At 72.4% G+C, this 21,760-nt stretch carries 21 protein-coding genes; 19 read left to right on the top strand and 2 right to left on the bottom strand.

What is annotated here, in order from left to right; genetic code table 11:
- Positions 1–79: 79 nt before the first annotated feature.
- The 4 genes from AB0F62_RS24095 (at position 80) to nusB (ending at position 3,056) form a co-directional block, all read left to right on the top strand.
- Positions 80–826, top strand: coding sequence for an AAA family ATPase (locus AB0F62_RS24095; protein WP_361802640.1), 747 nt, complete (start codon positions 80–82; stop codon positions 824–826).
- Positions 827–894: 68 nt separating this feature from the next.
- Complete coding sequence (locus AB0F62_RS24090; protein ID WP_361802637.1) at positions 895–2,004, top strand: aminopeptidase P family protein; 1,110 nt, start codon at positions 895–897, stop codon at positions 2,002–2,004.
- Positions 2,005–2,058: 54 nt separating this feature from the next.
- A complete protein-coding gene (gene efp / locus AB0F62_RS24085; protein WP_361802634.1) occupies positions 2,059–2,625 on the top strand; it encodes an elongation factor P in 567 nt (188 codons plus the stop codon).
- A 2-nt stretch (positions 2,626–2,627) separates the two neighbouring features.
- A complete protein-coding gene (nusB, locus tag AB0F62_RS24080; protein ID WP_361802631.1) occupies positions 2,628–3,056 on the top strand; it encodes a transcription antitermination factor NusB in 429 nt (142 codons plus the stop codon).
- A gap of 182 nt (positions 3,057–3,238) precedes the next feature.
- Here nusB and AB0F62_RS24075 read toward each other — a convergent pair whose 3' ends face one another.
- A complete protein-coding gene (locus tag AB0F62_RS24075) occupies positions 3,239–3,739 on the bottom strand; it encodes a transcriptional regulator (protein WP_018564185.1) in 501 nt (166 codons plus the stop codon).
- Between the two features lie 298 nt (positions 3,740–4,037).
- Between AB0F62_RS24075 and pyrR the strand changes: the two genes are divergently transcribed.
- From pyrR to AB0F62_RS24000, 15 genes are all read left to right on the top strand, one after another.
- Positions 4,038–4,610 carry a bifunctional pyr operon transcriptional regulator/uracil phosphoribosyltransferase PyrR gene (gene pyrR, locus AB0F62_RS24070; protein ID WP_361802628.1) on the top strand — a complete coding sequence of 191 codons (573 nt, stop codon included), beginning with the start codon at positions 4,038–4,040 and terminating at the stop codon, positions 4,608–4,610.
- 123 nt (positions 4,611–4,733) lie between these two features.
- Complete coding sequence (locus AB0F62_RS24065) at positions 4,734–5,717, top strand: aspartate carbamoyltransferase catalytic subunit (protein WP_361802625.1); 984 nt, start codon at positions 4,734–4,736, stop codon at positions 5,715–5,717.
- 2 nt (positions 5,718–5,719) lie between these two features.
- Positions 5,720–7,018 carry a dihydroorotase gene (locus AB0F62_RS24060; protein WP_361802622.1) on the top strand — a complete coding sequence of 433 codons (1,299 nt, stop codon included), beginning with the start codon at positions 5,720–5,722 and terminating at the stop codon, positions 7,016–7,018.
- Complete coding sequence (locus AB0F62_RS24055) at positions 7,015–7,587, top strand: hypothetical protein (RefSeq protein ID WP_361802619.1); 573 nt, start codon at positions 7,015–7,017, stop codon at positions 7,585–7,587. The genes AB0F62_RS24060 and AB0F62_RS24055 overlap by 4 nt, the downstream gene beginning before the upstream one ends.
- Positions 7,584–8,723, top strand: a complete 1,140-nt coding sequence (carA, locus tag AB0F62_RS24050; RefSeq protein WP_361802616.1) for a glutamine-hydrolyzing carbamoyl-phosphate synthase small subunit — start codon at positions 7,584–7,586, stop codon at positions 8,721–8,723. Before AB0F62_RS24055 ends, carA begins: the two co-directional genes overlap by 4 nt.
- A complete protein-coding gene (gene carB / locus AB0F62_RS24045) occupies positions 8,716–12,027 on the top strand; it encodes a carbamoyl-phosphate synthase large subunit (protein ID WP_361802613.1) in 3,312 nt (1,103 codons plus the stop codon). The genes carA and carB overlap by 8 nt, the downstream gene beginning before the upstream one ends.
- A gap of 74 nt (positions 12,028–12,101) precedes the next feature.
- Positions 12,102–13,217 carry a quinone-dependent dihydroorotate dehydrogenase gene (locus AB0F62_RS24040; protein WP_361802610.1) on the top strand — a complete coding sequence of 372 codons (1,116 nt, stop codon included), beginning with the start codon at positions 12,102–12,104 and terminating at the stop codon, positions 13,215–13,217.
- The gene (gene pyrF / locus AB0F62_RS24035; RefSeq protein ID WP_361802607.1) at positions 13,214–14,047 is read left to right on the top strand and encodes an orotidine-5'-phosphate decarboxylase; all 834 of its coding nucleotides are present in this window, start codon (positions 13,214–13,216) and stop codon (positions 14,045–14,047) included. The genes AB0F62_RS24040 and pyrF overlap by 4 nt, the downstream gene beginning before the upstream one ends.
- 224 nt (positions 14,048–14,271) lie before the next feature.
- Positions 14,272–14,595 carry an integration host factor gene (locus tag AB0F62_RS24030; RefSeq protein ID WP_018564176.1) on the top strand — a complete coding sequence of 108 codons (324 nt, stop codon included), beginning with the start codon at positions 14,272–14,274 and terminating at the stop codon, positions 14,593–14,595.
- 38 nt (positions 14,596–14,633) lie between these two features.
- Positions 14,634–15,191 carry a guanylate kinase gene (gmk, locus tag AB0F62_RS24025; RefSeq protein WP_361802603.1) on the top strand — a complete coding sequence of 186 codons (558 nt, stop codon included), beginning with the start codon at positions 14,634–14,636 and terminating at the stop codon, positions 15,189–15,191.
- Between the two features lie 29 nt (positions 15,192–15,220).
- Complete coding sequence (rpoZ, locus tag AB0F62_RS24020; protein WP_361802600.1) at positions 15,221–15,493, top strand: DNA-directed RNA polymerase subunit omega; 273 nt, start codon at positions 15,221–15,223, stop codon at positions 15,491–15,493.
- Positions 15,494–15,596: 103 nt separating this feature from the next.
- Positions 15,597–16,805, top strand: a complete 1,209-nt coding sequence (coaBC, locus tag AB0F62_RS24015) for a bifunctional phosphopantothenoylcysteine decarboxylase/phosphopantothenate--cysteine ligase CoaBC (protein WP_361802597.1) — start codon at positions 15,597–15,599, stop codon at positions 16,803–16,805.
- A 204-nt stretch (positions 16,806–17,009) separates the two neighbouring features.
- Entirely contained in the window at positions 17,010–18,218 is a 1,209-nt protein-coding gene (gene metK, locus AB0F62_RS24010) for a methionine adenosyltransferase (protein ID WP_361802594.1), read from the top strand.
- Positions 18,219–18,348: 130 nt separating this feature from the next.
- Positions 18,349–20,496 (top strand): primosomal protein N', encoded by a 2,148-nt coding sequence (locus tag AB0F62_RS24005; protein WP_361802591.1) that lies wholly within the window; start codon positions 18,349–18,351, stop codon positions 20,494–20,496.
- A gap of 74 nt (positions 20,497–20,570) precedes the next feature.
- Entirely contained in the window at positions 20,571–21,068 is a 498-nt protein-coding gene (locus AB0F62_RS24000) for a GNAT family N-acetyltransferase (RefSeq protein WP_361802588.1), read from the top strand.
- A 94-nt stretch (positions 21,069–21,162) separates the two neighbouring features.
- Here AB0F62_RS24000 and AB0F62_RS23995 read toward each other — a convergent pair whose 3' ends face one another.
- On the bottom strand, positions 21,163–21,669 hold the full coding sequence (locus AB0F62_RS23995) for a hypothetical protein (RefSeq protein WP_361802585.1): 507 nt from the start codon (positions 21,667–21,669) through the stop codon (positions 21,163–21,165).
- Positions 21,670–21,760: the final 91 nt, after the last annotated feature.

Below are 21,760 nucleotides of genomic sequence, written 5' to 3'. Positions count from 1 at the left end.
GGCCGTTCACACAACTACGGCCGTTGACGGTACCGTTCGGTCGAACCTGAAAGCTCTTGTACGGACGGAGTGGGCCTCGATGCAGCATGCCGTGGGTGCGCCGCTGCCACCGCCGCACGGCGGGCAGCCGGCCGGGCAGCCAGGGCCGCCGCAGCCCCCGGGCACCACCGGCCACTTCCCGATGGCCCACGGGACTCCCGTCCAGCACCCGGTTCAGCCGCCCGCCCAGCCCGCCGGCAGCGGCGGCGCCGCACTGCCGCACGGCACGCGCGGTCCCGTGGCGGTCCTGCTGATCGGCGCGGCCGGCGCGGGCAAGACGACCATCGCACGGCACTGGGCCGACCACCGGGGCGTCCCCACCGCCCACATCAGCCTGGACGACGTCCGCGAGTGGGTCCGCTCGGGCTTCGCCGACCCCCAGTCCGGATGGAACGACAACTCCGAGGCCCAGTACCGCCTCGCCCGCCGCACCTGCGGTTTCGCCGCCCGCAACTTCCTCGCGAACGGCATCTCCTGCATCATCGACGACGCCGTCTTCCCCGACCGCCCGGTCGTCGGCCTCGGCGGCTGGAAGCGCCACGTCGGCCCCGGCCTGCTGCCCGTCGTCCTCCTCCCCGGCCTCGACGTCGTGCTGGCCCGGAACGCCCAGCGCAGCGGGAACCGGCGGCTCTCGGACGAGGAGGTCGCCCGTATCCACGGCCGGATGGCCGGCTGGTACGGCTCCGGGCTGCCCATCATCGACAACTCCCACCTCGACGTCGCGGCGGCTGCGGGCGCCCTCGACCAGGTCGTCACCCGCAGTCTCCAGGGCCCGCCCGCCTGGTAGCCGCGGGCCGGCTCCACCCCGGCGGCTCTCGACAGGCCGACCGGCGGGACGCGACGTACGCTCGCCACATGTCCGAGGTGCACGCTGCCCGCAGGGAACGCCTCCGGGACCGCTGCGCGGCGGCCGGATCGGCGGCGGCGCTCGTCTCCCGTCCCGCCAACGTCCGCTATCTGACGGGCTGCGCCCCGCCGGGGACCGTGCTGCTGGTGGGGCCCGGCCCCGAGGACGTCCTGGTCCACCACCGTCATCCGTCCGGCGATCTGGCCGAGGGCCGGCTTCCGGACGACGTGCGGGGCGTCGTCCTGTCCGGCCCGGAGGGGGATCCGGCGGTCACCGCGGCCGCGCTGGCCGCGGACCGCAAGGCGGAGGCCCTGGCCGTCGAGGAGCACCACCTGACCGTGGCGCGGCACCGGGCGGTCGGCGGCGCGGCCCCCGGCGTACGCCTGTCCGACCTCGGTTCGGCCGTGGAGCAGCTCCGCCTGGTCAAGGACGAGCAGGAGATCTCCGCGCTGCGGATCGCCGCCGAGATCGCCGACCAGGCGCTCAGCGAGCTCCTGGAGTCGATCCTGGTGGGCCGCACCGAACGCCACCTCGCCCTGGAGCTGGAGCGCCGCCTGATCGACCACGGGGCCGACGGCCCGGCCTTCCCCACCTGCGTCGGCACGGGCCCCCACTCGGGCGCGGCGCGCCATCTGCCCACCGACCGGCGGGTCGAGGAGGGCGACTTCCTCACCGTCTGCCTGGGCGCCTGCTACCGGGGCTATCGCTGCGAGGTGGGGCGCACCTTCGTCATCGGCACCACGCCCGCGGACTGGCAGATCGAGCTGTACGACCTGGTCTTCGCCGCCCAGCGGGCCGGCCGCGAGGCCCTGGCACCGGGCGCCGCCTGCCGCGATGTGGACCGCGCGGCACGCCACATCCTGGAGTCCGGGGGCCATGGCGAGGCGCTGGGGGAGACCACCGGACACGGCGTCGGACTGGAGATCGGCGAGGACCCTCGGTTGTCCCCCTCGGCCATGGGTAAACTGGACGCTTGCATGCCGGTCACCGTCGAACCGGGAGTCCACATCCCGGGCCGCGGCGGTGTCCGCATTGACGACACACTCGTCGTACGTCCCCCGACGGACGGCGGGCCCGAGCTACTCACCATCACGACCAAGGAGCTGCTCGCCCTGTAGCGGGCGGTCGCGGCTCCGGGTCCCCGAAGCAGCAGTGCAGGAGATTCCGCAACCGTGGCCACCACGAACGACCTCAAGAACGGCCTCGTGCTCAAGCTCGACGGCGGCCAGCTCTGGTCCGTCGTCGAGTTCCAGCACGTCAAGCCCGGCAAGGGCCCCGCCTTCGTCCGTACGAAGCTCAAGAACGTGCTCTCCGGCAAGGTCGTCGACAAGACCTTCAACGCCGGCGTGAAGGTCGAGACGGCCAACGTCGACAAGCGCGGGATGCAGTTCTCCTACAAGGACGGCGAGAGCTTCGTGTTCATGGACATGGACACGTACGACCAGGTCTACATCAGCCCCGAGGTCGTCGGCGACGCCGCCCACTTCCTCCTGGAGGGCTTCGAGGCCGTCGTCGCCATGTACGAGGGCGCCCCCCTCTACATCGAGCTGCCGGCCGCCGTCGAGCTCGTCATCGAGTACACCGAGCCCGGCGTGCAGGGCGACCGCTCCACGGGCGGCACCAAGCCCGCCAAGCTGGAGACCGGTTACGAGATCGGTGTCCCGCTCTTCATCACCACCGGTGAGAAGATCAAGGTCGACACCCGTTCGGGTGAGTACCTCGGCCGGGTGACCAGCTAACCGTGGCCGCTCGTAACAAGGCCCGCAAGCGCGCCTTCCAGATTCTCTTCGAGGCGGAGCAGCGGGGTGTCGACCCCAAGACCGCCATGGCCGACTGGATCAGGCTCGCGCGGACCGACGACCGGCAGCCGCCGGTCAGCGAATACACGATGCAGCTCGTCGAGGGCTACGCCGAACGGGCGCGGCGCATCGACGAACTGCTGTCGAAGCACGCCGTGGGCTGGACCCTCGACCGGATGCCGGTGACCGACCGGAACATCCTGCGGCTCGGCGCCTACGAGCTGATCTGGGAGGACGACGTCCCCGACGCCGTCGTCCTGGACGAGGCCGTGCAGCTGGCCAAGGAGTTCTCGACGGACGAGTCGCCCTCGTTCGTGAACGGTCTGCTGGCCCGTCTCAAGGAGCTGAAGCCGGACCTCCGGGGGGAGTAGGGCCGCCCTCTGCGGCCCAGCCGCCCTGTATGGCCCACCGGGCCCGGAACGCCCCGCGTTCCGGGCCCGTGGCATGTCCGGGCTGCCGCGAGGCCGTCGCCGCCGGCACGAACACGAACGCCCCTTGGGTACGGCCTCGCGGCCGTGCCCAAGGGGCGGGACGTTTCTGCTTCCCGAGGGTGTCAGCCCTCCTCGTGCTGCACCGCGCGCCGCGCGTCCGCGTCGAGGACGCCCCAGCTGATCAGCTGCTCGGTCAGGACCGAGGGCGACTGGTCGTAGATGACGGCGAGGGTGCGCAGGTCGTCCTGGCGGATCGACAGCACCTTGCCGTTGTAGTCGCCGCGCTGGCTCTGGATCGTGGCGGCGTAACGCTGCAGCGGGCCGGCCTTGTCGGACGGCACCTGGCTCAGACGCTCGAGGTCGAGGACGAGCTTCGGCGGCGGCTCGGCGGCACCGCCCGGCGCGGAACCGGGCAGCAGCTCCTGAACCGGAACGCCGTAGAAATCGGCGAGCTCGGCAAGGCGCTGCACGGTCACGGCGCGGTCGCCGCGCTCGTAGGAACCGACCACCACGGCCTTCCAGCGGCCTTGGGACTTCTCCTCGACACCGTGGAGGGAGAGTCCCTGCTGCGTGCGGATGGCGCGGAGCTTCGCTCCGAGCTGCTTGGCGTAATCGCTGGACATATGGCTCCCCGGACGGAAACTCAGTAACTCACTGTGAGGTTACGCAGCGTAATTGGAATCCGTCAAGCCGAATGGTCCACACCGGTCCCCCGGAAGAGCGAGGAATGGCCGGTCACCGGCCTTTCGGCCGGGATCCGCAGTCGATCGTGGTACGGGCGGCGGTCCCGGCCCGAAGGCCGCGCCAGGCGCTCGCCAGACCCCGCCGGGGAGTGCGCCAGGGTGCCTGATACGGTTGACCCGTACGTTTTGGCGTCCTTTAAGGCCCGTCCCGTGAGGCGGGGAAGGAGGTCCCTTTTCCATGACCACAACCGGTTCCGATCCGGCCCGGCCCGTGCTCGAGGCCCCGGACATCGCGCGGGTGCTCACCCGCATCGCCCACGAGATCGTCGAACGCGCCAAGGGCGCCGACGACGTGGTGCTCCTCGGCATCCCGACCCGCGGGGTCCACCTGGCCCGCAGACTCGCCGACAAGCTCGACGGCATCACCGGTGGCAAGGTCCCGGTCGGCTCGCTCGACATCACCATGTACCGCGACGACCTGCGGCTCGGTCCTGCGCGCGCGCTCGCCCGCACCGAGATCCCGGCCGACGGCGTGGACGGCCGGCTGGTCGTCCTCGTCGACGATGTGCTCTTCTCCGGCCGCACGATCCGCGCCGCCCTCGACGCGCTGGGCGACATCGGCCGTCCCCGCGCCGTGCAGCTGGCCGTCCTGGTCGACCGCGGCCACCGCGAGCTGCCCATCAGGGCCGACTACGTCGGCAAGAACATCCCCACCTCGCTGCGCGAGACCGTCAAGGTCCATCTGACCGAGGAGGACGGGCGCGACTGCGTCCTGCTCGGCGTACGCGACGGCTCCCCGGCGGACGAGTAGCGCGAGCCCCGCCCCGGCTTCCGGGGCAGCGCCCTGCCCGCCCGTCCCCGCCACCGGCCTGCCCGGGAGACGTGGCGCGCCGCCACCCAGTCCGCCCCCGCACGCATCCTCCGGAGTGACCCGATGAAGCGCCACCTGATCTCGGCCGCCGACCTCACCCGCGACGACGCCCTCCTCGTGCTCGACACCGCCGAGGAGATGGCACGCGTCGCCGACCGTCCCATCAAGAAGCTGCCGACCCTGCGCGGCCGCACCGTCGTCAACCTCTTCTTCGAGGACTCGACCCGCACCCGCATCTCCTTCGAGGCCGCCGCCAAGCGCCTGTCGGCCGACGTCATCAACTTCTCCGCCAAGGGCTCCTCCGTGTCCAAGGGCGAGTCCCTGAAGGACACCGCCCTCACCCTGGAGGCGATGGGCGCCGACGCCGTGGTCATCCGCCACCACATGTCCGGCGCCCCGCACCGGCTGGCGTACTCCGACTGGATCGGCGGCAGCGTCGTCAACGCCGGCGACGGCACCCACGAGCACCCCACGCAGGCCCTGCTGGACGCCTTCACCATGCGCCGCCACCTGTCCGGCCCCGGCCGCGACCTCGCCGGGCGCCGCATCACGATCGTCGGCGACGTGCTGCACAGCCGGGTGGCCCGCTCCAATGTGCTGCTGCTCAACACGCTCGGCGCCGAGGTCACCCTGGTGGCGCCGCCCACGCTGCTGCCCATCGGCGTCGAGAACTGGCCCTGCGAGGTCTCCTACGACCTGGACGCGGTGCTCGCCAAGTCCGACGCCGTGATGATGCTGCGCGTCCAGCGCGAGCGCATGAACGCCGCCTTCTTCCCCACCGAGCGCGAGTACTCCCGCCGCTACGGTCTCGACGGCATCCGCATGGCCGCCCTGCCCGACCACGCCGTCGTCATGCACCCCGGCCCGATGAACCGCGGGATGGAGATCACCGCCGAGGTCGCCGACTCGCCGCGCTGCACCGCCGTCGAGCAGGTGAAGAACGGCGTCAGCATCCGCATGGCCGTCCTGTACCTGCTGCTCGGCGGCGCCGAGCCCGCCGTGTCCGGCCCCGCCACCGCCCCCGCCCGCACCGAGGAGAGCAAGTGAACATGAGCGCGACCCCGAGGACACTGATCCGCGGCGCGAGGATCCTCGGCGGTGAGCCGCAGGACGTCCTGATCGACGGCGAGACCATCGCCGAGATCGGCCCGGGCCTGACCGCCCCCGAGGGCGCCACCGTGGTCGAGGCCGAGGGCCGGATCCTCCTCCCCGGCCTCGTGGACCTCCACACCCATCTGCGCGAGCCCGGCCGTGAGGACTCCGAGACCGTCCTCACCGGCACCCGCGCGGCTGCCGCGGGCGGCTACACCGCCGTCCACGCGATGGCCAACACCTTCCCGGTCGCCGACACCGCGGGCGTCGTCGAGCAGGTCTGGCGCCTCGGCCGCGAGCACGGCTACTGCGACGTCCAGCCGGTCGGCGCCGTCACCGTGGGCCTGGAGGGCAAGAAGCTCGCCGAACTCGGCGCGATGGCCGACTCCGCCGCCGGAGTGCGCGTCTTCTCCGACGACGGCAAGTGCGTGGACGACGCCGTGATCATGCGCCGCGCCCTGGAGTACGTGAAGGCCTTCGACGGCGTCGTGGCCCAGCACGCCCAGGAGCCCCGCCTGACCGAGGGCGCCCAGATGAACGAGGGCGTCGTCTCCGGCGAACTGGGCCTGACCGGCTGGCCGGCCGTCGCCGAGGAGTCGATCATCGCTCGTGATGTGCTGCTCGCCGCGCACGTCGGCTCCCGGGTGCACATCTGCCACCTGTCCACGGCCGGCTCGGTCGAGATCGTCCGCTGGGCCAAGTCCAAGGGCTGGGACGTCACGGCCGAGGTCACCCCGCACCACCTGCTGCTCACCGACGAGCTGGTGCGCACCTACAACCCGGTCTACAAGGTCAACCCGCCGCTGCGCACCGAGGCCGACGTCATGGCGCTGCGCGAGGCGCTCGCCGACGGCACCATCGACTGCGTGGCCACCGACCACGCCCCGCACCCGCACGAGGACAAGGACTGCGAGTGGGGCGCGGCGGCCATGGGCATGGTCGGCCTGGAGACGGCGCTGTCGGTCGTCCAGCACGCGATGGTCGACACCGGGCTGCTCGACTGGGCCGGCGTCGCTGACCGGATGTCCTTCCGCCCCGCGGCGATCGGCCGCCTCTCCGGTCACGGACGGCCCGTCTCGGCTGGTGAGCCCGCCAACCTGACCCTGGTCGATCCGGCATACCGTGGTGAGGTGAATCCCGCGGGCTTCGCCTCCCGCAGCCGCAACACCCCCTACGAGGGTCTGGAGCTGCCGGGCCAGGTGTTCGCGACCTTCCTGCGGGGCAAGGCGACGCTCATGGACGGGAAGCTCACGTGACACCACTGGTACTCATCGCGGCGGAGGAGAAGCACTCCGCCCAGGTCACCGACTGGGCCGAGCGCATCGGCTGGGTCATCGGGCTCCTGCTCTTCGTCGCCCTCCTGTACTGGCTGATGCGCCAGGGCTGGAAGTGGCGCGCCACCCTCCAGAGCGACCTGCCCGCCCTGCCCACCGCGCCCGAGGAGCCCGGCGAGCCCCGGCTCGCCATGCTGACGACGAGTGGCCGCTACCACGGCAGCACCACCGCGGGGCAGTGGCTGGACCGGATCGTCGCCCACGGCCTCGGCGTGCGCAGCCGGGTCGAGCTCACCCTCACCGACCAGGGGCTGAACGTCGTCCGCACCGGCGCGCCGAGCTTCTTCGTCCCCGCCGCGGACCTGCGCGGCGCCCGCCTCGACAAGGGCATCGCCGGCAAGGTCCTCACCGAGGGCGGCCTGCTGGTGGTCACCTGGGCGCACGGCGACCGGCTGATCGACTCCGGCTTCCGCTCGGACCACGCCGCCGGGCACGCCGCGTGGGTCGAGGCCCTGAACACTCTCACGCACGACCAGGAAGGCGCACGATGACGACCTCCACCCAGCGGCCCGCCCGGGTCCCTGCCGTACTCGTCCTGGAGGACGGCCGCACCTTCCGCGGCCGCGCCTACGGGGCCGTGGGGGAGACCTTCGGCGAGGCCGTCTTCTCCACCGGGATGACCGGCTACCAGGAGACCCTGACCGACCCCTCGTACCACCGCCAGGTCGTCGTCATGACCGCCCCGCACGTGGGCAACACCGGCGTCAACGACGAGGACCCCGAGTCCTCCCGCATCTGGGTGGCCGGCTACGTCGTCCGCGACCCCGCCCGTGTGCCCTCCAACTGGCGCTCCCGCCGCACCCTGGACGAGGAGCTGACCCGCCAGGGCGTCGTCGGCATCAGCGGCATCGACACCCGCGCCCTCACCCGCCACCTGCGCGAGCGCGGCGCGATGCGGGTCGGCATCTTCTCCGGCGACAAGGCGCAGGCCGACGAGGCCGCGCTCCTGGCCGCGGTGCAGGCGAGCCCCCAGATGAAGGGCGCCGACCTCTCCGCCGAGGTCGCCACCAAGGAGCCGTACGTCGTCCCGGCGATCGGCGAGAAGAAGTTCACCGTCGCCGCCATCGACCTCGGCATCAAGGGCATGACCCCGCAGCGGATGGCCGAACGCGGCATCGAGGTGCACGTCCTGCCCGCCGGCGCCACCCTGGACGAGGTCTACGCGGTCGAGCCCGACGGCGTCTTCCTCTCCAACGGCCCCGGGGACCCGGCCACCGCCGACCTGGCCGTCATCCAGGGCGTCCTGGAGCGGAAGACCCCGCTGTTCGGCATCTGCTTCGGCAACCAGTTGCTCGGCCGCGCCGTCGGCTTCGGCACCTACAAGCTGAAGTACGGCCACCGCGGCATCAACCAGCCGGTGCAGGACCGCTCCACCGGCAAGGTCGAGGTCACCGCCCACAACCACGGCTTCGCCGTGGACGCGCCGCTCGACCAGGTCACCGACACCCCGTACGGGCGGGTCGAGGTCTCCCATGTGTGCCTCAACGACAACGTGGTCGAGGGCCTTCGGCTGCTCGACACCCCCGCCTTCAGCGTCCAGTACCACCCCGAGGCCGCCGCAGGTCCGCACGACGCCGCGTACCTGTTCGACCGCTTCGTGAAGCTCATGGAGGGCCAGCGTGCCTAAGCGCACCGATATCCAGTCCGTCCTGGTCATCGGCTCCGGCCCGATCGTCATCGGCCAGGCCGCCGAGTTCGACTACTCCGGCACCCAGGCCTGCCGCGTCCTGCGTGCCGAGGGCCTGCGGGTGATTCTGGTCAACTCCAACCCGGCCACGATCATGACCGACCCGGAGATCGCCGACGCCACCTATGTGGAGCCGATCACCCCGGAGTTCGTCGAGAAGATCATCGCCAAGGAGCGCCCCGACGCGCTCCTGCCCACCCTGGGCGGCCAGACCGCGCTCAACACCGCGATCTCCCTCCACAAGGCGGGCGTCCTCGACAAGTACGGCGTCGAGCTGATCGGCGCCAATGTCGAGGCGATCAACAAGGGCGAGGACCGCGACCTGTTCAAGGAGGTCGTCAAGGCCGTCAACACCAAGATCGGCCACGGCGAGTCCGCCCGCTCGGTCATCTGCCACACCATGGACGAGGTGCTGGCCGGAGTCGACACCCTGGGCGGCTACCCGGTCGTCGTCCGCCCCTCCTTCACCATGGGCGGCGCCGGCTCCGGCTTCGCCCACGACGAGGAGGAACTGCGCCGCATCGCCGGCCAGGGCCTGACGCTCTCGCCGACCACCGAGGTGCTCCTGGAGGAGTCCATCCTCGGCTGGAAGGAGTACGAGCTGGAGCTGATGCGCGACAAGCACGACAACGTCGTGGTCGTCTGCTCCATCGAGAACTTCGACCCCATGGGCGTGCACACCGGCGACTCCATCACCGTCGCGCCCGCGATGACGCTCACCGACCGCGAGTACCAGGTGCTGCGCGACGTCGGCATCGCCGTGATCCGCGAGGTCGGCGTCGACACCGGCGGCTGCAACATCCAGTTCGCCGTCAACCCCGAGGACGGCCGGGTCATCGTCATCGAGATGAACCCGCGCGTCTCCCGCTCCTCGGCGCTCGCCTCCAAGGCGACGGGCTTCCCGATCGCCAAGATCGCCGCCAAGCTCGCCGTCGGCTACACCCTCGACGAGATCCCCAACGACATCACCGAGCAGACCCCGGCCTCCTTCGAGCCGACGCTCGACTACGTCGTCGTGAAGGTGCCGCGCTTCGCCTTCGAGAAGTTCCCGGCCGCCGACGCCTCCCTCACCACCACCATGAAGTCGGTCGGCGAGGCCATGGCCATCGGCCGCAACTTCCCCGAGGCCCTGCAGAAGGCGCTGCGCTCCCTGGAGAAGAATGGCAGCCAGTTCGCCTTCACCGGCGCTCCCGGCGACAAGGGCGAGCTGCTGCTGGCCGCCCGGCGCCCCACCGACGGCCGGATCAACACCGTCATGCAGGCGATCCGCGCCGGGGCCACCCCGCAGGAGGTCTTCGACGCCACGAAGATCGACCCGTGGTTCGTCGACCAGCTCTTCCTGATCAAGGAGATCGCCGACGAGCTGGCCGCCGCGGACAAGCTCGACCCCGAGCTGCTGGCCGAGGCGAAGCGGTACGGCTTCTCCGACGCGCAGCTCGCCGCGATCCGCGGCCTGCGCGAGGACGTCGTCCGCGAGGTCCGGCACGCGCTCGGGGTCCGGCCGGTCTACAAGACGGTCGACACCTGCGCCGCCGAGTTCGCCGCGCGCACCCCGTACTTCTACTCGTCCTACGACGAGGAGAGCGAGGTCGCGCCGCGCGAGAAGCCCGCGGTGATCATCCTGGGCTCCGGCCCCAACCGCATCGGCCAGGGCATCGAGTTCGACTACTCGTGCGTGCACGCCTCCTTCGCGCTGAGCGACGCGGGCTACGAGACCGTCATGGTCAACTGCAACCCCGAGACCGTCTCCACCGACTACGACACCTCCGACCGGCTGTACTTCGAGCCGCTCACCCTGGAGGACGTGCTGGAGATCGTCCACGCGGAGCAGCAGGCCGGCCCCGTCGCGGGCGTCGTCGTCCAGCTCGGCGGCCAGACCCCGCTCGGCCTCGCCCAGGCGCTGAAGGACAACGGCGTGCCCGTCGTCGGCACCTCGCCCGAGGCCATCCACCTCGCCGAGGACCGCGGCGCCTTCGGCCGCGTCCTGGCCCGGGCGGGCCTGCCCGCCCCCAAGCACGGCACGGCCACCACCTTCGAGGAGGCCAAGGCCATCGCCGACGAGATCGGCTACCCGGTCCTGGTCCGGCCCTCGTACGTGCTCGGCGGCCGCGGGATGGAGATCGTCTACGACGAGACCCGCCTCGCCTCGTACATCGCCGAGTCCACCGAGATCGGCCCGGACCGCCCCGTGCTGGTCGACCGCTTCCTCGACGACGCCATCGAGATCGACGTCGACGCGCTCTACGACGGCCACGAGCTCTACCTCGGCGGCGTCATGGAGCACATCGAGGAGGCCGGCATCCACTCCGGCGACTCCGCGTGCGCCCTGCCCCCGATCACCCTCGGCGGCCACGACATCAAGCGGCTGCGCACCTCCACCGAGGCCATCGCCAAGGGCGTCGGCGTCCTGGGCCTGATCAACATCCAGTTCGCCCTGGCCGGGGACATCCTCTATGTGCTCGAGGCCAACCCGCGCGCCTCCCGCACGGTCCCCTTCACCTCCAAGGCGACGGCGGTCCCGCTCGCCAAGGCGGCCGCGCGCATCTCGCTCGGCGCGACCATCGCCGAGCTGCGCGCCGAGGGCCTGCTCCCGGCCCAGGGCGACGGCGGCACCCTGCCGCTGGACGCGCCGATCTCCGTCAAGGAGGCCGTGCTGCCCTGGAGCCGCTTCCGCGACGTGCACGGCCGGGGCGTCGACACCGTCCTCGGCCCGGAGATGCGCTCCACGGGCGAGGTCATGGGCATCGACTCGGTCTTCGGCACGGCGTACGCCAAGTCGCAGGCCGCCGCCTATGGCGCGCTGCCGACCAAGGGCCGCGCCTTCGTCTCGGTCGCCAACCGCGACAAGCGCGCGCTGATCTTCCCGGCCCGGGCGCTGCTGGAGCACGGCTTCGAGCTGCTGGCCACCTCCGGCACCGCCGAGGTGCTCAAGCGCAACGGCATCGAGGCCACCGTGGTGCGCAAGAAGAGCGAGGGCACCGGCCCCAACGGCGAGCCGACCATCGTCGAGCTCATCCACGAGGGCGCCATCGACCTCATCGTCAACACCCCGTTCGGCACCGGCGGCCGTCTCGACGGCTATGACATCCGCACCGCGGCCGTCGCCCGCGGAGTCCCGTGCCTGACGACGGTGCAGGCGCTCGCCGCCGCCGTCCAGGGCGTCGACGCGCTGAACCGGGGCGACGTCGGGGTCCGCTCCCTGCAAGAGCACGCGGAACGCCTGACCGCCGCCCGCGAGGCGTAGGCCGAAGAGGGGGACACCGATCCGGTGTCCCCCTCTTCACGAGCCCTCAGTCCGCCCGCCGTGGAAGGCCCCGCATGTACTCCCTGCTGTTCAACCTGTTCTTCAAGCGCCTCGACCCCGAGCAGGCCCACCACCTCGCCTTCGGCTGGATCCGCCTCGCCGCCCGAATCCCCGTCCTGCGCACCCTCGCCGCCGCGCTGCTCGCCCCGCGGCACCGCGCACTGCGCACCGAGGCCCTGGGCCGCCGGATGCACGGCCCCTTCGGGCTGGCCGCCGGCTTCGACAAGAACGCCGTCGGCATCGACGGGCTCACCATGCTCGGTTTCGACCATGTCGAGATCGGCACCGTCACCGCCCTGCCGCAGCCGGGCAACCCCAGGCAGCGGCTCTTCCGCCTGGTCGCCGACCGCGCCCTGATCAACCGCATGGGCTTCAACAACGAGGGCTCCGCGGCGGTCGCCGAGCGCCTGGCCGCCCGCAAGGCGGTCTTCCCGACGACGGTCGGCGTCAACATCGGCAAGACCAAGGTCGTCCCGGAGGAGGAGGCGGTCGCCGACTACGTCACCTCCACCGAGCGACTGGCCCGGCACGCCGACTACCTCGTCGTCAACGTGTCCTCGCCCAACACCCCCGGACTGCGCGACCTGCAGGCCGTCGACCACCTCCGGCCGCTGCTCAGCGCCGTGCGGGAGGCCGCCGACCGCACCGTGACCGACCGCCGCGTCCCCCTGCTGGTGAAGATCGCCCCCGACCTCGCCGACGAGGACGTGGACGCCGTCGCCGACCTCGCCCTCGAACTCGGCCTCGACGGCGTCATCGCCACCAACACCACCATCGCCCGCGACGGCCTCGGCCTGCGCTCGGACGCCGCGCTGGTCAAGGAGACCGGCGGGCTGTCCGGCGCCCCCCTCAAGGAGCGCTCCCTGGAGGTGCTGCGCCGGCTGTACGCCCGCGTCGGGGACCGCATCACCCTCGTCGGCGTGGGCGGCGTCGAGACCGCCGAGGACGTCTGGCAGCGCATCCTGGCCGGCGCCACCCTCGTCCAGGGCTACAGCGCCTTCGTCTACCAGGGGCCCTTCTGGTGCCGCACGGTCCACCGGGACCTCGCCGCACTGCTGCAGGCCAGCCCGTACGCCACCCTCGCCGACGCCGTCGGCGCCGAGACCCGGAAGGCGGACACCCCGCGATGAACCCCGAGCCCTTCGGCGCGCGGCTGCGCCGCGCCATGGACACCCGCGGGCCGCTCTGCGTCGGCATCGACCCGCACTCCTCGCTGCTCTCCGCGTGGGGACTGCAGGACGACATCGCCGGCCTGGAACGCTTCACGCGCACCGTGGTGGAGGCGCTGGCCGACCGGGTCGCCGTCCTCAAGCCGCAGAGCGCCTTCTTCGAGCGCTTCGGCTCGCGCGGCATCGCCGTCCTGGAGACGGCCGTCGCCGAGGCCCGCGCCGCGGGCGCGCTGGTGCTGATGGACGCCAAGCGCGGCGACATCGGCTCCACCATGGCCGCGTACGCCGCCACCTACCTCGACCCGGCCTCGTCGCTGTTCTCGGACGCGGTCACCGTCAGCCCGTACCTGGGCTTCGGCTCGCTGCGCCCCGCCCTTGACGCGGCCCGGGCGAGCGGCAGCGGCGTCTTCGTGCTCGCCCTGACCTCCAATCCGGAGGGCGCCGAAGTGCAGCGGTCAACCGCGGCGGGCGGCATGTCCCTCGCCCAGGTGATGCTGAACCACATCGCGGCGGAGAACGAGGGCGACCGGCCGCTCGGATCGGTCGGCGCGGTCGTGGGAGCGACCCTCGACGAGGCGGGTGTGGACCTCGCCGTGAACGGGCCCCTGCTCGCCCCCGGCATCGGGGCCCAGGGAGCGACCGCGGCCGACCTGCCGCGGGTCTTCGGGGAGGCCGTGCGCAATGTCGTGCCGAGTGTCAGCCGTGGCGTACTGAAGCTCGGACCGTCGGTCTCCGCACTGCGCGAAGCGGCGGAACGCGAGGTCGCACAGCTCGCCGAAGTCGTCAAGTAGCGGTCAAGACGTCCGGAAACCTGCGCAGATTTGTCCGAAAAGTCCTGGTCGGTTGACGCTGACCAGGACTTTTCTTCTTGTTTGCGCTGACTGACGCCGCTGGGGCCGCTAGTCTCCGTCGAGAGCGCGCAAGCTGCGCGTTTCACGTTGCCCCTGCAGGTGGGGGGCGACTAGGTTCCACACCGATCCGTATCCGACAGTTCTACTTCCGAGGTGACGTAGGCGTGGCTCTTCCGCCCCTTACCCCTGAACAGCGCGCTGCCGCGCTCGAGAAGGCCGCCGCGGCTCGCCGGGAGCGCGCCGAGGTCAAGAATCGGCTCAAGCACTCCGGCGCCTCGCTGCACGAGGTCATCAAGCAGGGCCAGGAGAACGACGTCATCGGCAAGATGAAGGTCTCCGCCCTCCTGGAGTCCCTGCCCGGCGTGGGCAAGGTCCGCGCCAAGCAGATCATGGAGCGGCTCGGCATCTCCGAGAGCCGCCGGGTCCGTGGGCTCGGCTCCAACCAGATCGCGTCCCTGGAGCGCGAGTTCGGCAGCCCCGCTGCCTGACGTTCCCAGCACCCTCCGGGAACCGGGATAATCGCTCCATGAGTGAACGTCCGCGGCTGACCGTGCTCTCCGGCCCCTCGGGGGTCGGCAAGAGCACGGTCGTCGCTCATATGCGCACAGTCCACCCCGAGGTGTGGCTCTCCGTCTCGGCCACCACCCGCAAGCCCCGCCCCGGTGAGAAGCACGGGGTGCACTACTTCTTCGTCGAGAACGACGAGTTCGACAAGCTCGTCGCCAACGGCGAACTGCTGGAGTGGGCCGAGTTCGCGGGGAACCGGTACGGCACGCCGCGCCAGGCGGTGCTGGAGCGCCTGGAGGCCGGGGAGCCGGTCCTGCTGGAGATCGATCTGCAGGGCGCCCGCCAGGTCCGCGAGTCGATGCCCGAGGCGCAGCTGGTCTTCCTCGCGCCGCCCGGCTGGGACGAGCTGGTCCGCCGGCTCACCGGCCGGGGCACCGAACCGCCCGAGGTCATCGAGCGCCGGCTGGAGGCCGCGCGGATCGAGCTGGCGGCCGAGCCTGAGTTCGACACCACCCTGGTCAACACCTCCGTCGAGGACGTCGCGCGCGAGCTGCTAGCCTTGATGGCCGTAGTCTGATCTTTTTGCACCCAATCGGAAGGTAGAGCGTGTCCTCTTCCATCACCTCACCCGAGGGCATCATCAACCCGCCGATCGACGAGCTGCTCGAGGCCACCGACTCGAAGTACAGCCTCGTGATCTACGCGGCCAAGCGTGCCCGTCAGATCAACGCGTACTACTCGCAGCTCGGCGAGGGTCTGCTCGAGTACGTCGGCCCGCTCGTGGACACGCACGTGCACGAGAAGCCCCTGTCGATCGCGCTGCGCGAGATCAACGCGGGCCTGCTGACCTCCGAGGCCATCGAGGGCCCGGCCCAGTAATCACGCCCAGGCGTCCCACCACGGGCCCGGCGGCACGGCCGCCGGGCCCGTGGTGTGTCATGGGGTAGTACGCACACGGGTCCAACACCACGCGGGAGAGGCGATGGGAAAGCCACAGGTCGTCCTGGGTGTGAGCGGCGGGATCGCCGCCTACAAGGCGTGCGAGCTGCTGCGCCGCTTCACCGAGTCCGGTCACGACGTGAAGGTCGTTCCCACGGCCTCGGCGCTGCACTTCGTCGGTGAGGCCACCTGGTCGGCGCTGTCCGGGAACCCGGTCGCGACCGAGGTGTGGGAGAGCGTCCACGAGGTGCCGCACGTGCGCATCGGGCAGGGCGCCGACCTCGTCGTGGTCGCCCCGGCCACCGCCGACGTGCTCGCCAAGGCCGCCCACGGTCTCGCCGACGACCTGCTGACGAACACCCTGCTCACCGCGCGCTGTCCCGTGGTGTTCGTGCCCGCGATGCACACCGAGATGTGGGAGCACGCCGCCACCCAGGAGAACGTGGCGACGCTGCGCCGCCGCGGCGCGATCGTCGTCGAGCCCGCGGTCGGCCGCCTCACCGGCGTCGACACCGGCAAGGGACGACTGCCCGACCCGTCCGAGATCTTCGAGGCCTGCCGCCGGGTGCTGCTGCGCGGTCCCCGCGCCCTGGAGGCCGACCTGGCCGGCCGCCATGTGGTGATCAGCGCCGGCGGCACCCGCGAGCCCCTCGACCCGGTCCGCTACCTGGGCAACCGCTCGTCCGGCAAGCAGGGCTACGCCCTCGCCCGCACGGCGCTCGCCCGGGGCGCCCGGGTCACCCTGATCGCCGCCAACACCGGCCTCGCCGACCCGGCCGGGGCCGACGTCGTGCGCGTCGGCACCGCGGTGCAGCTGCGCGAGGCCGTCCTGAAGGCCGCCTCCGACGCCGACGCGGTCGTGATGGCTGCCGCCGTCGCCGACTTCCGGCCGGCCCGCTACGCCGAGGGCAAGATCAAGAAGAAGGACGGCGAGGAGCCCGCGCCCGTGGAGCTGGTGCGCAACCCCGACGTCCTCGCCGAGCTGTCAGCCGAACGGCCGCACCCCGCCCAGATCGTCGTCGGCTTCGCCGCCGAGACCGACGACGTCCTGGCCAACGGTCGTGCCAAGCTCGCCCGCAAGGGCTGTGACCTGCTGGTCGTCAACGAGGTAGGCGATCACAAGGCCTTCGGCTCCGAGGAGAACGAGGCCGTCGTGCTCGGCGCCGACGGCAGCGAGACCGCCGTGCCGTACGGGCCCAAGGAGGCCCTCGCGGAGCAGGTGTGGGATCTGGTCGTCGCCCGCCTGACCTGACGACACTTCGGGGCGGCACGTGTGCGCTACTGGCGTTCCGCCCCGAGGTGATGCACAGTGTCGCAGGTCACGGCATATCCAAGGTGCGAGATGTCGTGTCCCAGCGCATGAGTCGGACGATAAACTGACCCATGGCCCGCCGGGCGCAGCCCCGCGCGAGCCGCCAATGATCAGCCAGCAGCCGCTGCAACCCCAGGGAGCGATGTGTCCCGCCGCCTGTTCACCTCGGAGTCCGTGACCGAGGGCCACCCCGACAAGATCGCTGACCAGATCAGCGACACGATCCTCGACGCCCTGCTCAAGGAGGACCCCTCCTCGCGCGTCGCCGTCGAGACGTTGATCACCACCGGTCTGGTGCACGTCGCCGGAGAGGTCACCACCAAGGGGTACGCGGACATCGCGACCCTGGTGCGGAACAAGATCCTCGACATCGGCTACGACTCGTCGAAGAAGGGCTTCGACGGAGCGTCCTGCGGTGTCTCGGTCTCCATCGGTGCGCAGTCCCCGGACATCGCGCAGGGCGTCGACACGGCGTACGAGAGCCGGGTCGAGGGCGACGACGACGAGCTCGACAAGCAGGGTGCGGGCGACCAGGGCCTGATGTTCGGCTACGCCTGCGACGAGACCCCCGAGCTGATGCCGCTCCCGATCACGCTGGCGCACCGGCTCTCCCGGCGGCTGTCCGAGGTCCGCAAGAACGGGACCATCCCCTACCTGCGGCCCGACGGCAAGACCCAGGTCACCATCGAGTACAACGGCGACAAGGCCGTGCGCCTCGACACCGTCGTCGTCTCCTCGCAGCACGCCAGCGACATCGACCTCGAGTCGCTGCTCGCGCCCGACATCCGCGAGTTCGTCGTGGAGCCGGAGCTGAAGGCGCTGCTCGACGACGGCATCAAGATCGACACCGACGGGTACCGACTGCTGGTCAACCCCACCGGGCGCTTCGAGATCGGCGGCCCGATGGGCGACGCCGGCCTCACCGGCCGCAAGATCATCATCGACACCTACGGCGGCATGGCCCGCCACGGCGGCGGCGCCTTCTCCGGCAAGGACCCGTCCAAGGTCGACCGCTCCGCCGCCTACGCCATGCGCTGGGTCGCCAAGAACGTCGTCGCCGCGGGCCTCGCCTCGCGCTGCGAGGTCCAGGTCGCCTACGCGATCGGCAAGGCCGAGCCCGTCGGCCTGTTCGTCGAGACCTTCGGCACCCACACCGTGGACCACGAGAAGATCGAGCAGGCCATCGGGCAGGTCTTCGACCTCCGCCCGGCCGCGATCATCCGCGACCTCGACCTGCTCCGCCCGATCTACGCGCAGACCGCGGCGTACGGCCACTTCGGCCGTGAGCTGCCGGACTTCACCTGGGAGCGCACCGACCGCGTCGAGGCGCTGCGCCAGGCGGCCGGCCTCTAAGTCCCGGCCCCAGCGCCCCGGCTCCACGGCCTGACGACGGCCCCGGACCTTCACGGTCCGGGGCCGTCGTCGTCCCCGGGAACACCGCCGGCGGCGTCCGGTGTCGGACGTGTCTGGTAACACTGAGGCTGTGAGCAGCGAGGACGACCGACAGGTGTCCCCGGCGGCGGAGCCGCACGGGGGAGAGCAGCTCGCGCTCATCCGGGAGACGGTGCGCAAGGCCAAGGAGCCCCGCGCCAAGCCGCGGACCTGGCGGGGCGCGGCGCTGGCCGAAGGGCTGCCCGTGGCGCGCGTCCTGGTCGACAAGGGCCTGCTCCACCTCGACCAGTACTTCGACTACGCGGTGCCCGCCGCGATGGACGCCGAGGCGCGGCCCGGAGTGCGCGTCCGGGTGCGCTTCGGCGGCCGCGTGGGCAAGGGCGGCCGCCGCGAAGGCGGGGAACTGCACGACGGCTTCATCGTGGACCGGCTCCCCGAGAGCGACTACCGCGGTCCCCTCGCGCCCCTCGCCCAGGTCCTGTCGCCCGAGGAGGTGCTGACCCCCGGGCTGCTCCGCCTGTGCCGTGCCGTCGCCGACCGCTACGCGGGCGCCCTCGCCGACATCGTGCAGCTCGCGGTGCCGCCGCGCCGCGCCAAGGTCGAGGCGGAGCCGCCGCGGGAGCCGCTGTCCGCTCCCGGCGTGCCCGAGCCCGGGCCGTGGCGGCGCTATCCGACCGGACCGGCGTTCCTGCAGGCGCTGGCCCGGGGGGACACCCCGCGTGCGGTGTGGACGGCGCTGCCGGGGCCGTACTGGCCCGAGGAGATCGCCCGTGCCATGGCGGCGACGCTCGCGTCGGGGCGCGGGGCGCTGGCCGTCGTGCCCGACGGCCGCGCGGCCGCCCGCGTCGACGAGGCGCTCACCGCGCTCGTCGGCGAGGGTCGCCATGTGCTGCTCACCGCCGACGCCGGGCCGGAGGAGCGCTATCGCCGCTGGCTCGCCGTGAGCCGCGGCAGCGTGCGCGCGGTCGTCGGCACCCGGGCCGCGATGTTCGCGCCCGTGGCGGACCTCGGGCTGGCCGTGCTCTGGGACGACGGGGACTCCAGCCACGCCGAGCAGCACGCGCCGCAGCCACACGCCCGGGACGTCCTGCTGCTGAGGGCCGCCGAGGAGCGGACGGGCTTCCTGCTCGGCGGCCTCACCTGCACCGTGGAGGGCGCGCAACTGGTCGACACCCAGTGGGCGCTGCCGCTCACCGCGCCGCGCGATCGGGTCCGGGCCGCCGCCCCCCTGGTCCGCACCGTCGGCGAGGGCGACGAGGCGCGGGACGCCGCCGCGCGGGCGGCCCGGCTGCCGTCCGTCGCCTGGCAGGTGACGCGGGACGCGTTGCAGCGCGGGCCGGTGCTGGTGCAGGTGCCCCGGCGCGGTTATGTGCCGCGCCTGGCCTGCGAGCGGTGCCGTGAGCCCGCCCGCTGCGCGCACTGCGCGGGCCCGCTGCAGCTCGGCGACGGGGAGAGCGCGCCGCACTGCGGATGGTGCGGGCGGCCCGAAGCGGGCTGGCACTGCAAGGAGTGCGGCGGTTTCCGGCTGCGCGCCCAGGTGGTCGGCGCCCGGCGTACCGCGGACGAGCTGGGCAGGGCGTTCCCCAAGGTGCCCGTCCGGACCTCCGGGCGCGACAGCGTGCTGGCGTCCGTGGCGGGTACGCCCGCGCTGGTGATCTCGACCCCGGGCGCGGAGCCGGTCGCCGAGGGCGGTTACGCGGCCGCGCTGCTGCTGGACGGCTGGGCCCTGCTCAACCGGCCCGATCTGCGGGCGGGGGAGGAGACCCTGCGCCGCTGGGCCGCGGCGGCGGCGCTGGTGCGTCCGGCCGACGAGGGAGGCACGGTGGTCGTCCTGGGGGAGCCCACGCTGCGGCCCGTGCAGGCCCTCGTCCGGTGGGACCCGGTCGGCCACGCGGTGCGCGAGCTGGCCGAACGCGCCGAGCTGGGCTTCCCCCCGGTCTCCCGGATGGCCTCGGTGAGCGGCCGTCCCGCCGCCGTCGCCGACCTGCTGGCCACGGTCCGGCTGCCGGAGGGCACGGATGTCCTCGGTCCGGTCCCGCTGCCGATCGTCGATCCGGCGCGGCCCCGCCGCTCCGGCGACACCCCTCCCGGCGAGCGCTGGGAGCGGGTGCTGCTGCGTGTTCCCCCCGGCAGCGGCGCCGCCCTGGCGGCCGCCCTGAAGTCCGCGCAGACGGCCCGGATCGCCCGCAAGGAACCCGATCCCGTCCGCGTCCGCATCGACCCGCCGGACATCGGGTAGCGCCGTGTCGGGGAGGTACCCGGCCCGCCGCCCTCGGGCCACGGCCCAGGGCTGACCTGGCTAGGGTGGCGGCCATGACCACCTCGCTGCGCCTGGAGAAGATCACGCCCGAGAACGTCGACGCCGCCATCGCCCTGAAGGTCCGTCCCGACCAGGAGCACTTGGTGGCGCCCGTCGTGAAGTCCCTGGCGGAGGCGTACGCGTACGGGGAGACGGCCTGGCCCCGGCTCATCCTCGACGGCGACCGGGTCGTCGGATTCCTCATGGCGTTCTTCGACATCGACTTCGCGGGCGACGGAAGCGGCACCGACCTGCGCTCCGGCCTGTGGCGCCTGGCCATCGCGGCGGGCGAACAGGGGCGCGGGCACGGCAGGTTCGCGGTCGAGTCCGTGGCCGCCGAGATCCGCCGCCGGGGCGGCGCCCGGATGACCACCACCTGGCATCCCGGCGACGACGGCCCCGAGGGCTTCTACCTGGGGCTCGGCTTCCGGCCGACCGGGGAGACGAGCGGCGGCCAGACGGTGGGGGAGCGCACGTTGGACGCGGCGGTCCCGGAGCATTCGCGGTCCTGACCGCGGCGTCTCCGGCCGCCACACCCGCCCGCCCCGGCGTCCGTCCTGTCGGCGTGGTGGGCGGCGGGACGGGACGGGCCCGGCAGCCGCCCGGTCAGCCCGTGCGCGGGGCGGGGACGGCGCCGGGGACGGCCTCGTCACGGGCCGCCGGCGCGGTGTGCGCGGGCATCGCGCGGGCCGCGGGGACGGAGGGCACGACCGCCGGGGCGGGGGGCTCGCCGTGCACCTCCGCCGTGGCGGCGCCGCCCGGTGCCGCGCGCCGATTGCCGTACCGCCGGTGGACGGCCTGCTTGGTGACGCCCAGCGCGGAGCCGACGGCGTCCCAGCTGAAGCCCAGGGAGCGGTCGAACTCGACGGCCGCGGTCACCAGGGTCTCCACGCTGTCCCGCAGCTCCTGGGCGAGCCGGACGGTCGGGGCGGGGGCGCGGCCGTAGACCACGAATCCCGCGGACGGCCCGCCCCGGCGGGGACGGTAGACATTGCCCAGCTGGGTGGTGAGGGTACGCAGCGCGTCGACCTGTCGGCGGACCCTCTCGATGTCCCGCACCAGCAGGTGAAGGCTCGCCCTGGCCTGGGCGTCATGAGTTGCGTGTTCGGGCATCAACTGGCCTCTCGAACCGGCTCCTGTGGGTCAAACTCCTTTGACCAACGCGCCAGACTCCCATCGAGTCACGCATAAGGGGCGCATCGCA

The sequence above is a fragment of the Streptomyces sp. NPDC026673 genome (assembly GCF_040638135.1).
GTDB lineage: Bacteria > Actinomycetota > Actinomycetes > Streptomycetales > Streptomycetaceae > Actinacidiphila.
Note: the sequence above shows the minus strand (reverse complement) of the source record. Positions and strands in the feature narration are given on the sequence as shown.

What these genes read in the sequence shown, in the direction of transcription:
- AB0F62_RS24095 (WP_361802640.1), top strand. Translation starts at nt 80, where the DNA reads ATGCAGCATGCCGTGGGTGCGCCGCTGCCACCGCCGCACGGCGGGCAG.
- AB0F62_RS24090 (WP_361802637.1), top strand. Translation starts at nt 895, where the DNA reads ATGTCCGAGGTGCACGCTGCCCGCAGGGAACGCCTCCGGGACCGCTGC.
- AB0F62_RS24075 (WP_018564185.1), bottom strand. Translation starts at nt 3,739, where the DNA reads ATGTCCAGCGATTACGCCAAGCAGCTCGGAGCGAAGCTCCGCGCCATC.
- pyrR (WP_361802628.1), top strand. Translation starts at nt 4,038, where the DNA reads ATGACCACAACCGGTTCCGATCCGGCCCGGCCCGTGCTCGAGGCCCCG.
- AB0F62_RS24065 (WP_361802625.1), top strand. Translation starts at nt 4,734, where the DNA reads ATGAAGCGCCACCTGATCTCGGCCGCCGACCTCACCCGCGACGACGCC.
- AB0F62_RS24060 (WP_361802622.1), top strand. Translation starts at nt 5,720, where the DNA reads ATGAGCGCGACCCCGAGGACACTGATCCGCGGCGCGAGGATCCTCGGC.
- carA (WP_361802616.1), top strand. Translation starts at nt 7,584, where the DNA reads ATGACGACCTCCACCCAGCGGCCCGCCCGGGTCCCTGCCGTACTCGTC.
- AB0F62_RS24040 (WP_361802610.1), top strand. Translation starts at nt 12,102, where the DNA reads ATGTACTCCCTGCTGTTCAACCTGTTCTTCAAGCGCCTCGACCCCGAG.
- pyrF (WP_361802607.1), top strand. Translation starts at nt 13,214, where the DNA reads ATGAACCCCGAGCCCTTCGGCGCGCGGCTGCGCCGCGCCATGGACACC.
- gmk (WP_361802603.1), top strand. Translation starts at nt 14,634, where the DNA reads ATGAGTGAACGTCCGCGGCTGACCGTGCTCTCCGGCCCCTCGGGGGTC.
- coaBC (WP_361802597.1), top strand. Translation starts at nt 15,597, where the DNA reads ATGGGAAAGCCACAGGTCGTCCTGGGTGTGAGCGGCGGGATCGCCGCC.
- AB0F62_RS24000 (WP_361802588.1), top strand. Translation starts at nt 20,571, where the DNA reads ATGACCACCTCGCTGCGCCTGGAGAAGATCACGCCCGAGAACGTCGAC.
- AB0F62_RS23995 (WP_361802585.1), bottom strand. Translation starts at nt 21,669, where the DNA reads ATGCCCGAACACGCAACTCATGACGCCCAGGCCAGGGCGAGCCTTCAC.